Annotated in this window: 10 protein-coding genes and 1 pseudogene; 10 read left to right on the forward strand and 1 reads right to left on the reverse strand. The window is 69.2% G+C overall.

Going from position 1 to position 12,767, the window contains the following annotated elements; all coding sequences use genetic code 11:
• The 3 genes from ACE3SL_RS13750 to ACE3SL_RS13760 all read left to right on the forward strand — a co-directional run.
• Positions 1 to 700 (forward strand): ImuA family protein (locus tag ACE3SL_RS13750; RefSeq protein ID WP_374526295.1); only part of this gene is annotated, 700 nt, incomplete at its 5' end.
• Positions 603 to 2,141 carry a DNA polymerase Y family protein gene (locus tag ACE3SL_RS13755; protein WP_374526296.1) on the forward strand — a complete coding sequence of 513 codons (1,539 nt, stop codon included), beginning with the start codon at positions 603 to 605 and terminating at the stop codon, positions 2,139 to 2,141. The genes ACE3SL_RS13750 and ACE3SL_RS13755, both read left to right, overlap by 98 nt.
• Positions 2,138 to 5,359, forward strand: a complete 3,222-nt coding sequence (locus ACE3SL_RS13760) for an error-prone DNA polymerase (RefSeq protein ID WP_374526297.1) — start codon at positions 2,138 to 2,140, stop codon at positions 5,357 to 5,359. Before ACE3SL_RS13755 ends, ACE3SL_RS13760 begins: the two co-directional genes overlap by 4 nt.
• Before the next feature lie 211 nt (positions 5,360 to 5,570).
• Here the strand turns inward: ACE3SL_RS13760 and ACE3SL_RS13765 are convergent, their stop codons facing one another.
• Complete coding sequence (locus tag ACE3SL_RS13765; protein ID WP_374526298.1) at positions 5,571 to 6,392, reverse strand: flagellin; 822 nt, start codon at positions 6,390 to 6,392, stop codon at positions 5,571 to 5,573.
• Between the two features lie 247 nt (positions 6,393 to 6,639).
• Between ACE3SL_RS13765 and fliE the strand changes: the two genes are divergently transcribed.
• From fliE to ACE3SL_RS13800, 7 genes and pseudogenes are all read left to right on the forward strand, one after another.
• Entirely contained in the window at positions 6,640 to 6,993 is a 354-nt protein-coding gene (gene fliE, locus ACE3SL_RS13770) for a flagellar hook-basal body complex protein FliE (protein ID WP_374526299.1), read from the forward strand.
• Positions 6,994 to 6,996: 3 nt separating this feature from the next.
• Positions 6,997 to 8,652 (forward strand): flagellar basal-body MS-ring/collar protein FliF, encoded by a 1,656-nt coding sequence (gene fliF, locus ACE3SL_RS13775; protein WP_374526300.1) that lies wholly within the window; start codon positions 6,997 to 6,999, stop codon positions 8,650 to 8,652.
• On the forward strand, positions 8,645 to 9,685 hold the full coding sequence (fliG, locus tag ACE3SL_RS13780; RefSeq protein WP_374526301.1) for a flagellar motor switch protein FliG: 1,041 nt from the start codon (positions 8,645 to 8,647) through the stop codon (positions 9,683 to 9,685). The genes fliF and fliG overlap by 8 nt, the downstream gene beginning before the upstream one ends.
• Entirely contained in the window at positions 9,678 to 10,280 is a 603-nt protein-coding gene (locus tag ACE3SL_RS13785; protein ID WP_374526302.1) for a FliH/SctL family protein, read from the forward strand. The genes fliG and ACE3SL_RS13785 overlap by 8 nt, the downstream gene beginning before the upstream one ends.
• A complete protein-coding gene (locus ACE3SL_RS13790) occupies positions 10,277 to 11,608 on the forward strand; it encodes a FliI/YscN family ATPase (protein WP_374526303.1) in 1,332 nt (443 codons plus the stop codon). Before ACE3SL_RS13785 ends, ACE3SL_RS13790 begins: the two co-directional genes overlap by 4 nt.
• Entirely contained in the window at positions 11,605 to 12,048 is a 444-nt protein-coding gene (locus ACE3SL_RS13795; protein WP_374526304.1) for a hypothetical protein, read from the forward strand. The genes ACE3SL_RS13790 and ACE3SL_RS13795 overlap by 4 nt, the downstream gene beginning before the upstream one ends.
• A pseudogene (locus ACE3SL_RS13800) lies at positions 12,045 to 12,767 on the forward strand (hypothetical protein); the annotation flags it as partial. The gene ACE3SL_RS13795 and the pseudogene ACE3SL_RS13800, both read left to right, overlap by 4 nt.

Raw genomic sequence — 12,767 nt, forward strand, 5'->3', positions numbered from 1 at the left:
CGGCGGGCTCGCGAGCGGCTGCGCCGCCTTCGACGCCGCGCTCGGCGGCGGGCTCGCGGCCGGGAAGCTGCATGAATTCTTCGCCGCCGACGCGCTCGACGGAACGAGCGCCGCCGCCTTCGCCGCGCTGCTCGCGTTCCGCACACCAGGCAAGGCGCCGCTGATCTGGCTGCGCACCGGCGGCGACGCACGACGCACGGGTTCGATCTATGCCCCCGGCATCGCCGAGCTCGGCGGTGATCCCGACCGGCTGCTGCTCGTCGAAACTCCCGACCCCAGGATGCTGCTCGCCTGTGCGAACGATGCGGTCCGCTGCGCGGGATCGGCGGCGGTGATCGTCGAAAGCTGGGGGAAATTCCCCTTGTTCGACCTGACCGCGGGGCGCCGCCTCGCGCTCGGCGCGCGCGACGCGGGGACGGCCCTGCTGATGCTGCGGCTGAATGCCGTCCCCGCGCCGAGTGTTGCCGAAACGCGCTGGAACGTCGCAGCGGCCGTCTCACGCGAACTCGAAGCCCATGCGCCGGGCGCCCCCGCCTTCGACCTCGAACTCTTGCGCTGGCGCGCCGGCCCCGCCGGCGGGCGCTGGCGACTGGACTGGAACCATGACGAAAATGCCTTTGGGGAATCGGCGCTATCTGGCGCTCTTCTTCCCCTGGCTGCCCGCCGAGCGGCTCGCCCGCACGGCGCCGCGGCCGCCTGACGCCCCGCTGGTCTTCGCCGACAGGCAACGCGGCGCGCTCCGCATCGCGAGCGTCGATCCGGCGGCGCAGGCGGTCGGTCTCGCCGCGGGCATGCCGCTCGCCGACGCGCGCGCGCGGGTGCCCGAGCTGATCGTCGTCGCCCACGATCCGGCGGCCGACCACGCCTGGCTCGACCGGCTCGCCCTGGGGTGCAATCGCTATACGCCGCTCGTCGCGCTCGACGCCCCCGACGGGCTGATCCTCGACATCGCCGGCGCCGAGCATCTGGCGGGTGGCGAGGCGGGCCTGATCGCCGACATCGAGAGGCGCCTCGCGCGCCTCGGCATGAGCGTGCGCCTCGCGCTCGGCCCGACCGCCGACGCCGCGCGCGCGCTGGCGCGCTACCAGACACGGCCGGCCCCCGACGAGGCCAGCGCGATCCGCCGCCTCCCCGTTGCCGCGCTCGAACTCGAAGCCGAGGCGACGGTCGCGCTCGTCCGCGCGGGGCTGAAGACGATCGGCGACCTCGCGAGCCGCCCGATGGCGAATATCGCCGCGCGCTTCGGCGCGAGTGCCGCGACCGCGCTTCGCCGCATCCTCGGCGACGCGCCGAGCCCGCTCGACCCGCGCATCGCGCCGCCGCCGGTCATGGTCGAGCGCCGCTTCGCCGAACCGCTCGGCAGCACCGCGCACGCGGCCAAAGTGCTGACCGAGCTGGCGGGCGAGGCGATCGAAGCCCTCGCCGAACGCGGCAAGGGCGGGCGGCATTTCCGCGCGACCTTCTTCCGCAGCGACGGCCTTGCGCGCAGCATCGATATCGAGACCGGCCATGCGACGCGCGACGCCGGGCTGGTCATGCGCCTGTTCGCCGAGCGGATGGACGGGCTCGCCGACCCGCTCGACCCCGGCTTCGGCTTCGACATGATCCGCCTCGCGGTGCCGCGGCTCGACCCGCTCGGCGCGACGCAGTTGAAGCTCGAGGGCGGCGCGGTGCGCGCGGCGGTGATCGACGAGCTGATCGACCGGATGACGACGCGGCTCGGACGCGGGCGCGTCAAGCGCCTGCTCGCCGCCGACACGCATATCCCCGAACAGGCGCAGCTCGCGCTCCCCGCGATCGACGCGCCGCCGCCCGCACCGTGGATCGCACCCGAACCCGGCGAGCCGCCGGCGCGCCCCTTCCACCTCTTCGACCCGCCGCAGCCGATCGAGGTGATCGCCGAAGTTCCCGACGGCCCGCCGCAGCGCTTTCGCTGGCGGCGCGCCTTTCACGCGGTGCGCCGCTACGAAGGCCCCGAACGCATCGCCGCCGAATGGTGGCGCCGCCGCGACAATGGCGGGCTGACGCGCGACTATTACCGCGTCGAGGATGTCCAGGGCCGCCGCTTCTGGCTGTTCCGCCACGGGCTTTACGATGAAAAGCCCGATCCGCGCTGGTACATCCACGGGCTGTTCGCATGAGCGAGGAACCCGCCGGTCCCGGTTTCGCCGAACTGGTCGCGGCGACCAACTACAGCTTCCTCCGCGGCGCCTCGCACCCGGCCGAGATGGTCGCACGCGCGCTGGAGCTCGGCATGGCGGGCATCGGCATCGCCGACCGCAACAGCGTCGCGGGGGTGGTGCGGGCGTGGGCCTATCTGAAAGACCTGCAGGTCAAGCAGCCCAAAAAGGTGGAGCGCTTCCGGCTGGTGGTCGGGGCACGGCTCGCCTTCGCCGACGGCACCCCCGACATCGTCGCCTATCCGGTCAGCCGCTACGGCTGGGGCCAGCTCACCCGCCTCCTCTCGACCGGCAATCTGCGCGCCGAGAAGGGGGACTGCATTCTGGAGCTCGGCGACCTGCTCGACCATTCGGACGACCTGCTGCTGATCGCGACCGAGGCCGACGAGGCGCTGCTCCTGACCCTCAAGCGCAAACGGCCGAAGTCGGTCTGGCTGGCGGCGGCGATGCCGCAAGCGGGCGGCGACGCACGAAAGCTGGCCGAACGCCAGCGTCTGTCGGCGGCGACCGGCGTTCCCCTGCTCGCGACCAATGATGCGCTCTATGCGACCCGCGAGCAGCGGCCGCTGCACGACATCATCACCTGCATCCGCGAAGGAACGACGGTCCAGAAAGCAGGCCGGCTGCTCCGCGCCAACGGCGAGCGCCACCTGAAGGCACCCGCCGAAATGCAGCGGCTGTTCGGCGGCTATCCCAGGGCGATCGAGCAAAGCGCGAAGCTGCTGGGCCGCATCCGATTCGACCTCGGCGACCTGCGCTACGAATATCCGCACGAGCCGGTGCCGCCGGGCTGGAAGCCGTTTCCCTATCTCCACCATCTGGTGAAGACGGCGGCCGAGAAGCGCTATGGCGTCCCTCTGCCTCCCAAGGTCCGGCAACTTGTCGGCAACGAACTGCGCCTCATCCGGCGGCGTGCCTATGTCTATTATTTCCTGACGGTCTACGACCTCGTCCGCTTCGCCCGGTCCCAGAATCCGCCGATCCTCTGTCAGGGGCGCGGGTCGGCGGCCAATTCGATCGTCTGCTTCCTGCTCGGCGTGACCTCGGTCGATCCGATGAAGCACGAACTGCTCTTCTCGCGCTTCATGTCGGCCGAGCGCGACGAGCCGCCCGACATCGACGTCGATTTCGAGCATGAACGGCGCGAGGAGGTGATCCAGCACATCTATGAACGTTATGGCCGGGAGCGCGCCGGGATCGCCGCGACCGTCATCCATTACCGCGCGCGCAGCACGATCCGCGAGGTCGGCAAGGCGCTCGGCTTCAGCGAGGACGTCACCGCGCGGCTCGCCGATACGAGCTGGGGAAGCTGGGGCGACGAAGTGCCGACCCAGCGCCTCGTCGAGGCGGGGCTTAACCCGCATAATGGCGAGATCGAACGGCTGCACCGCTTCGTCGGCGAACTGCTGAAAGCGCCGCGCCATCTCTCGCAGCATGTCGGCGGTTTCGTCCTCACCGAAGGGCGGCTCGACGAGCTGGTGCCGATCCACAATGCCGCGATGGAGGACCGCACCTTCATCGAATGGGACAAGGACGACATCGACGCGCTCGGGCTGATGAAGGTCGATGTGCTCGCGCTCGGCATGCTGACTTGCATCCGCAAATGCTACGACCTGATGCGCGAGCACGGCCTCGGCGATCACACGCTGGAACTCGACATCGATTGCGACGACGAAGCCGTTTATAAAATGCTCCAGAAAGGCGACAGCATCGGCGTGTTCCAGGTCGAAAGCCGGGCGCAAATCAACATGCTGCCGCGCCTCAAACCCAAGGAGTTCTATGATCTGGTCGTGCAGGTCGCGATCGTCCGCCCCGGCCCGATCGAAGGCGACATGGTGCATCCCTATCTGAAGCGGCGAAGCGGGGAGGAGAAGGTCACATTCCCCTCACCGGCTCCGCCGCATGATCCCGGCGAGCTTTACGACGTTCTCAAAAAGACCCACGGCGTCCCGCTGTTCCAGGAACAGGCGATGAAGCTGGCGATGGTCGCGGCCGACTTCACGCCCGAGGAAGCGAACGGCCTGCGCCGCGCGATGGCGACCTTTCGCAACGTCGGGACGATCGACAATTTCCGCGACAAGATGATCGGCGGCATGATGCGGCGCGGCTACGAACAGGAGTTCGCCGAACGCTGCTTCAAGCAGATCGAGGGCTTCGGCAGCTATGGCTTTCCCGAAAGCCACGCCCAGTCCTTCGCGCGGCTCGTCTATGTTTCGTCCTGGATCAAGCATTATCATCCCGCGGTTTTCGCCTGCGGCATCCTCAATTCGCAGCCGATGGGCTTTTATGCTCCCGCGCAGCTCGTGCGCGACGCGCGCGACCATGGCGTCGAGGTGCGTGCGGTCGATGTGAACGCGAGCCATTGGGACAACAGCCTCGAACGGCGCGAAGACGGCAGCCTCGCGCTGCGGCTCGGCTTCCGGCAGGTTGACGGGTTTCGCGAGGACTGGGCGACGCAGATCGCCCATGCCCGCACGGCTCCCTTCGCCTCGGTCGAGGATCTCGCCCGCCGCGCGAACCTGTCCAGCCGCGCGCTACGCCTCATCGCCGATGCCGATGCCTGCCGCTCGATGGGGCTCGAACGAAGGCCGGCGCTGTGGGATGCGCGGCGGGTGCGGCAGGGCGTGCTGCCGCTGTTCGGCGCCGCGGGAGCCGGCGAGTTGGGTTTCGAGGCGGATGCGAAGCTGCCGCCGACCCCGCTCGCCGAGCATGTGCTCACCGATTATCAGACGACGCGGCTGTCGCTGAAGGGCCATCCGATGGCCTTCCTGCGCCGCGATTTCGCGCGCGAGGGCGTGCTGAGCGCGGCCGGAGTCGCGGCGGCGAAGAATGGATCGATCGTGCGCACCGCGGGCGTCGTCCTGATCCGCCAGCGGCCGGGCAAGGGCAATGCGGTCTTCATCACGCTCGAGGACGAGAGCGGAATCGTCAACATCCTGCTCTGGGCGCGCCTTTTCGAACGCCAGCGCCGCGCCGTCATGGCGTCGCGGCTGATGCTCGCCGAGGGCGAGGTGCAGCGGAGCAAGGAGGGGGTGATCCACCTGATGGCGACGCGCATCATCGACTGCACCGACCGGCTCGACGGACTGGGCGACGACGCCGCGCCGAATGCGCCGATGCCGCGTCCCGGCCATCCGCGCGATGTCCGCATCCTGCCGAAATCGCGCGATTTTCATTGAACATAAAGCTCGTCATTGCGAGCGCAGCGAAGCAATCCAGAGTGGCTTGTCACGCCCTGGATTGCTTCGCTGCGCTCGCAATGACAGGATAGGAGCCCGCTCTTCCGGCTACCCAAACAAAAGACGCCCCGGCTGTGGGGAGCCGGGGCGTCGGATCAGGCCAATAAAGGGACCAACCAAAGTTGGCCTGATTATGTTTGTACGTCCGGGTTTAGCCGCGGAGCAGGTTCATCACGCCCTGCGCGCTCTGGTTCGCCTGGGCGAGCATCGCGGTCGATGCCTGCGACAGAATGCCGGCCGCGGCGAGCTTGGTCGATTCGGCCGAGAAGTCGGCATCTTCGATGCGCGAACGCGATTCATCGAGGTTCGTGACGCGCGCCGTCAAATTATCGACAGCGGCGCTCAGGCGGTTCTGCTGCGCACCGAGGTTGGCGCGTTCGCCGGCCACCGTCTTGATCGCAGCGTCGAGCGTCGTCAGCGCACCCGTGGCACCGGCGGCGGTCGCCACCGAAAGCGTACCGACGGCCAGCGTCGTCGCGGTCAGGTTGCCGATGGTGATGTTCACCTTTTCACCGCTGTTGATGCCGGTCTGGATGTCGAAGCCGGCGGTGACGCTGCCGTCGAGCAGCTTGTTGCCGTTGAAGGTCGTCTGCGTCGTGATGTCGCCGATCTGCGAGATCAGCGCGGTGACTTCCTTCTGCACCAGGCCGCGGTCGTCGTCGCTGAGCGTGCCGTTCGAGGCCTGCATCGCGAGGTCGCGCATGCGGATCAGGATGTCCGAGATAGCGCCCGCGCCGCTGTCGGCGGTCTGCGCCAGCGAAATGCCGTCGTTGGCGTTGCGAATCGCCTGCGTGAAGCCGCGCGACGCGGCCTGCATGCGGGTCGCGACGGCGAGGCCGGCGGCATCGTCCTTGGCGCTGTTGATGCGCTTGCCGCTCGACAGGCGTTCCATCGCGGTGGCCTGCATGTTGCTGGCAACACGCGAGCTGTTCTGGGCGCGGAGCGCGCTCACATTGGTGTTGATGACAGTCATGTTGTTCCTTTCCGGCCCGTTTGGCCATTCCCGTATCGTGAGGGCTCGGCGAGCGGTCACGGATGCAGTAACGGCGGGCCGCCGGGCGGATTAAGCCGGTCCGTCAAAAAAATGTCGAAGAGGGTGTTAAGCCTGTTCGATAGCCAATCAAACCCCTGAAAATCAGCCGATAAAATTTCTGGCACGGGCTTTGCATTACTCTTTGGGCGTGCGGCGCAAGGCCGCGCACCAGGACGGATGAAAGCTTATGAGCACGATTGACCAGAGCCGGCTGCTGCAGATGCGCAGCTCGATCCTCAATCAGAATCAGGCGCTGCAGCGCGCCGCCGGCCGCGGCGCAGCGGGCGGTATCGAGGGCGGGGTGGGCGGCATCGGCGGCACCCCCGATTTCGGCGCCGCGATCTCGAACGCGCTGCAACAGGTCAACACCCAGCAGCAGCGCGCGAGCGACGTCAGCGAAGCCTATGAGCGCGGCGACACGCACGACATCGTCAGCGTGATGATCGAGCGGCAGAAGGCCTCGCTCGGCTTCGAGACGACCTTGCAGGTCCGCAACAAGCTGCTCTCCGCCTATCGCGACATCATGAACATGCCGGTGTAACCCATGGCCGAAGCCCAGATCCTGACCCCCGTCGACGACACGAACCGCCTGCCCGTCCCCGCGATGGGCGGCCGTTTCGCGCCCGTCCAGCAGTTCGTCCGCCAGCCCGCCGTCCAGCGCGCGCTGCCGATGATCGCCACCACCACCGCGATCGGCATCGCGGCGCTCGCTTGGTTCATGACCCAGTCGGCCCCGCAGGCGCAGCTGTTCGCCGGGCTCGACGACAGCGACAAGTCGGCGGTCGCCGACGCGCTGCAGTCGCAGGGGATCGCGCATACGATCGACCCGACGACCGGCGCGCTGACCGTCGATGCCGACAAGCTCTATCAGGCGCGTATAGCCCTCGCGGGACAGGGGCTGCCCAAGGCGGCGCCGAGCGGCGACAGCCTGATCGCCTCGCTCCCGATGGGATCGAGCCGCGCGATCGAGGGCGAGACGCTGCGCTCGGCGCGCGAGGCCGACCTGTCGCGCACGATCGAGACGATCGACGCGGTGAAGACCGCGCGCGTCCACATCGCCGCCGCCGAGCCCAGCCTGTTCGTCCGCGAGGACAAGCCCGCGACCGCCTCGGTCATGCTGACGCTGCAGAACGGCCGCTCGCTCAGCGACGGGCAGGTGCAGGCGATCCGCTTCCTCGTCGCTTCGTCGGTTCCCGGCATGAACGCCGATCAGGTGCAGGTGATCGACCAGCGCGGCGCGCTGCTCTCCGACGGCGCGTCGAACGGCGACATGAAGGCCTTCCAGCTTCAGACGCAGGTCGAGGACCGCTTCCGCCGTGCGCTCGACACCTTGCTCGGCCCGATGCTCGGCGCCGGCAACTATACCGTCGAGGTCCATGCCGACGTCGACATGTCCGAAAGCCAGGCGACGCGCGAAAGCTTCCCCAAGGACGACCGCGCGCTGACCAGCGAGCAGGTCATCCGCAGCGTCAGCGGCGACGGCGCTCCGCCGCCCGCGGTCGGCATTCCCGGCGCGCTGTCGAACCAGCCGCCGCAGGCCTCAACCGTCACGGGCACCGCGCCCGTCCCCGCGGCGCCCGGCGCGCCCGCGGCGCAGACGAACAGCAACGAGAATGCGACCCGCGCCTATGAGGTCGGCCGCGAGATTTCGGTCACCCACCAGCCGCAGGGCCAGCTTCGCCGCGTCTCGGTCGCGGTCGCGCTCAATCAGGGCAAGAAGGCGCTGACCCAGACCGACATCGCCAAGATCGACAGTCTGGTGAAGGGCGCCGTCGGCTTCGATGCGGCGCGCGGCGATCAGGTCGCGATCAGCCAGCGCCCCTTCGTCAAGGTCGAGGACGCCGGTCCCGCTTTTTACGACCAGGCCTGGTTCCTGCCGCTGATCAAGCAGGTCGGCGCGATCCTCGCCGCGATCCTCGCTTTCTTCTTCATCGGCCGCCCGCTGATTCGTGCCGCCAAGCAGCGCGCGACCCAGCGCGCCGAACGCGACGCGCAGATCGAGGAGACTTTGCTCGCGGTGACCGAAAATCCCGCGGCGCCCGCCAGCGGGCGCGGCGGCAAGGAAATCACGCTCGAGATGATCGAGGCGGCGCCGAGCTATGAAGCGCGCGCCAACCTCGTCCGCGAATTCGTCCGTCAGGATTCGGCCCGCGCGGCGCTGGTCGTCCGCCAGCTGATGCAGGAGGGTGCCCGTGCCTGACGAGATCGACACGCTGACCGAAGATGCGCCGCGCGTGCCGGCCGCGATCCAGGGCGCATCGGCCGCCGCCATCCTGCTGATGCTGCTCGACGAAAGCGAGGCGGCGACGATCCTCAAGCATCTCGGCCCCGAGGAGGTGAAGCAGATCGCCAAGTCGATGTACGACAGCGCCAACGCCAGCGAGAATCAGATCGAGCAGGCGCTCGACCAGTTCGTCTCCGAAAGCCGCAACGTCAGCGCGCTCGCGGTCGGCGCCGACACGCGCATCCGCACCGTGATCCACGAAGCGGTCGGCAACGTCCGCGCCGACAACATCCTCGCCGCCGTCGCGCCGCAGTCGAGCGCCGCGTCGCTCGAAATGCTGCGCTGGATGGACGTCGATGCGATCAGCGCGCTGCTCGCCAACGAGCATCCGCAGGTCGGCGCGCTGATCCTGTCGGTGCTGATCCCCGACGTCGCCGCGCGCGCGATCGAAACGCTCGACGAGGCGCTGCAGTCCGAGCTGGTGTTGCGCGCCGCGCAGCTCACCTCGGTTCCCGCCGCCGCGATCGAGGATCTCGAATCGGTGCTCGCCGCCGCAAACGTCAGCGGCCAGCGCGTCGCCAAGCAGCCGATCGGCGGCCCGAGCGACGTCGCCAAGATCATGAAGAAGATGCCGAAGCAATTGAGCGAACGCACGATCCGCACGCTCAAGAAGACCGACAAGCTGCTCGCGCAGATCATCGAGGAAGAGATGTTCATCTTCGAAAATCTGCGCGATCTCGACGCCAAGGCGCTCGGCACCGTGCTCCGTTCGGTCGATGCGGCGCAGCTGGCGGTCGCGCTCAAGGGCACCGACGCCGACATGGTCGATCGCTGCCTCGCCACCATGTCGAAGCGCGCGTCGGAAACGATCCGCGACGAAATGGCCGAAATGACGATGGTCAAGCGCACCGACGTCGACGAGGCGCAGAAGGCGATCATGCAGATCGTCCGCCAGATGGCCGCGAGCGGCGAGATCATGATCGCGGGCGGGGGCGACGATTATGTCTGATCGCGCCGCCGAAGCTACCGTCATCTCGCTCGCCGCCGTCATGGCGGAGGGCCGCGGCTTCCGCCCGCTCCACTTCGGTGCGCCGCCCGCCCCCGAAAGGGTGCCGGTCGAGCCCGTCGCCGGCGACGCCGAAGCCGCGAACGATCCGTTCGCGCTCGGCCTTGCCGAAGGGCAGCGGCTCGCCGAGGCCGCCTTCGCGGTCGAGCGCCAGCAGCTGCTCGCGCTGGTCGCCAGCGCCGAGGCGCTGCAGGACGAGCCGAGCGAGGAACTCGCGCAGCTGATCGCCGAGACGGTCGAGCGGCTCGTCCGCCAGATCGTCGGCCAGGCGCCGATCGACGCCGAATGGCTGCAGGCGCAGGCCGACATCGCCGCGGCGATGGTCGCCGAAGCCGACAAGGCGCGCACGCTCTGGGCGAACCCTGCCGACGCCGCGCTACTCGTCGATGCCGCGATCGCGCTGCCGATCGAGGCCGACCCGTCGATGACGCGCGGCACCGTCCGCATCGAAACCTCGGCGGGCTGGATCGAGCATGGCCGCGCGGTTTATTTGAATGAACTCCGCGCCGCGCTCGGCGGCGAAGGGGACGCCGCATGACGCGCCGCCTCGCCATGACCGCGCAGCAACTGCTCGCACCCGTCGAACTGCGCGACGCAAGCCCGCGCCGTATCGGCACGCTCGTCGCGCACGAGGGGATCATGCTCGAAGTGTCGGGTTTCCCGCAGCCGCTCGGCAGCAATGTCCGCATCAAGTCGGCAAACAACGACTATGTCTACGGCGAGGTCGTCGGCTTCCGCGGCCACCGCAGCCTCGTCCTCCCCTTCGACACCAACATGCCGCTCGTCACCGGCGCGCCGGTCGAGCCGCACGGCGCGTCGAGCATGGTCGCGGTCGGCAAGACGCTGCTCGGCCGGATCATCGACGCGCAGGGCAACCCGCTCGACGGCCGGCCGCCGGTCAAGTCGCAGTTCCAGTGGCCGCTCGCCGGGCGCAAGGTCAATCCGCTGCGCCGCGGCCGGGTGACGAAGCCGCTCAACATGGGCGTCCGCGCGATCAACGGCCTGCTCACCATCGGCGAGGGCCAGCGCGTCGCGATCATCGCGGGCTCGGGCGTCGGCAAGTCGGTGCTGATGGGCCAGATGATCGCCGGCACCGAATGCGATGTGATCGTCGTCGGCCTGATCGGCGAACGCAGCCGCGAAGTCAGCGATTTCGTCGAGACGAAGCTGCCCCCCGCGGTCCGCAAGAAATCGGTCGTCGTCGCGGTTCCCGCCGACCATCCGCCGCTGCTGCGCCTGCGCGCTGCGATGCGCGCGACCGCCATTGCCGAAAGCTTCCGCGCCGAAGGCAAGAAGGTGCTGCTCCTCATCGACAGCCTGACCCGCGTCGCCCACGCCCAGCGCGAGATCGGCCTGACGCTCGGCGAGCCGCCGACGATGAAGGGCTATCCGCCCTCGACCTTCGCGCTGATCCCCTCGCTGGTCGAGCGCGCGGGCAACGACAGCCTGACCGGCGGCTCGATCACCGCGCTCTACACCGTGCTCGCCGACGGCGGCGACATCGACGACCCGGTCGTCGACAGCGCGCGCGCGATCGTCGACGGGCATATCATCCTGTCGCGCCAGCTCGCCGAGCAGGGCGTCTATCCCGCGATCGACGTCGCCCGCTCGCTGTCGCGCACCATGGCGGATTCGGTCGATCCCGACCACGCCGCCGCCGCCGCGCGCTTCCGCCAGCTCTGGTCCGCCTATGAAGAGAATCGCGACCTGATGCTGATGGGCGCCTATGTCGCCGGCGGCGATCCGGTGCTCGACACCGCAATCGCGCGCCACGCCGACCAGCTTGCTTTCGTGTCGCAGGCGGCCGGCGCGCAGGTCGATTTCGAAACATCCCGCCAGGCCCTGATCGAAGGATATATTGCATGAACGCCCGCACCGCACGCCGCAAACGCATCATCCGCGTGCGCACCGTCGAACATCAGATGGCCGAAGCCAATCTCGCACGCGCAACCGGCGAACTCGCGAGCCTCGTCGAACTGTCGAAACGCCTCGAGACGCTGCGCACCGACCTTGCGATGGCGAAGGGCGCGGTCGCCGGGCGCGCGCTCAACACGATCGGCGAGCTCGGCATGCGGCTCGACATGGCGAAGGAAAATCTCGCCGCGCCGCTTGCGGGCGCCAGCATTCGCCGCGACGAGGCGGGCGTCCTTGCGCAGAGCGCGATGGTCCGCGAAGAATCAGCGGTCCGCCTCTATGAGCGCAGCCGCCAATCGGAGGCGCAGGAACAGGAACGCCGCAACGATGCCAACCGCCCGCATCGCCGCCGCGCGATGAGCCTGCGGCTGATCGACGGCGGCGCAGCATGATGGCGTCGCTTCCCCAGACCCCCACGCAGACCGGCCTCGCCGCGATTCTCGCGGCGCTGGGCCAGGCCGTGCCTGCGGGCAATCCGCCGAGCGAACCGGGCTTCGAGCAATTGCTCGCGAATCTGCCGGGAACGGCGGCTACCGCGGCAACCCCCTTGGCCGCATCCGCCCTGCCCGCTCCGGCCACGCTGGCCGGCACGCCGGCCATGCCGGTCGCGGCGAATCTGTTCGGCGTCCAGACCATGGGCCAGCCCGCTCCGCAAGCCGCCACGCCGACCGTTTCCGAAGCGCCGGCTGGTCCCGTCTCGCCCGCCGCGACGACCCCGCCGGCGGCCGCGCTGTTCGGCCTTGCGCAGCCGGTTGCCGATACCCCGCTCCATTCCACGCTCGCCGCCGAACCCGCGGTAAAGACGGTCGCCAGGCCGGTCGATACCCAGCCCGCCGACGCAGCGGCTGCGGCGGCCAGCCTGCTCATCGCCGTTGCGACCCCGCTCAAAACGGCCGCTCCCGCGACCGAAAAGGCCGCACCTGCCCTGCACGAACGCACCGACGCGCCGGCCGACGGCGAGACCGGGGGTCCCGTGGCCGTCGCACCGGCCGCCATCGCCGTGGAGCCCCCCACCGTCGCCGAAGCGCCGCCAGCCGCAGCCGCAGCCGCGATAGCGGTGACGATGCCCGCGACCGACAAGCCGGTCGCCGAAAAGGCGGCCAGGCCCGCC

Origin of the sequence: Sphingopyxis sp., assembly GCF_041916015.1 — a bacterium.
GTDB lineage: Bacteria > Pseudomonadota > Alphaproteobacteria > Sphingomonadales > Sphingomonadaceae > Sphingopyxis.

What these genes read in the sequence shown, in the direction of transcription:
- ACE3SL_RS13760 (WP_374526297.1), top strand. Translation starts at nt 2,138, where the DNA reads ATGAGCGAGGAACCCGCCGGTCCCGGTTTCGCCGAACTGGTCGCGGCG.
- ACE3SL_RS13755 (WP_374526296.1), top strand. Translation starts at nt 603, where the DNA reads ATGACGAAAATGCCTTTGGGGAATCGGCGCTATCTGGCGCTCTTCTTC.
- ACE3SL_RS13795 (WP_374526304.1), top strand. Translation starts at nt 11,605, where the DNA reads ATGAACGCCCGCACCGCACGCCGCAAACGCATCATCCGCGTGCGCACC.
- ACE3SL_RS13765 (WP_374526298.1), bottom strand. Translation starts at nt 6,392, where the DNA reads ATGACTGTCATCAACACCAATGTGAGCGCGCTCCGCGCCCAGAACAGC.
- ACE3SL_RS13790 (WP_374526303.1), top strand. Translation starts at nt 10,277, where the DNA reads ATGACGCGCCGCCTCGCCATGACCGCGCAGCAACTGCTCGCACCCGTC.
- fliF (WP_374526300.1), top strand. Translation starts at nt 6,997, where the DNA reads ATGGCCGAAGCCCAGATCCTGACCCCCGTCGACGACACGAACCGCCTG.
- fliE (WP_374526299.1), top strand. Translation starts at nt 6,640, where the DNA reads ATGAGCACGATTGACCAGAGCCGGCTGCTGCAGATGCGCAGCTCGATC.
- ACE3SL_RS13785 (WP_374526302.1), top strand. Translation starts at nt 9,678, where the DNA reads ATGTCTGATCGCGCCGCCGAAGCTACCGTCATCTCGCTCGCCGCCGTC.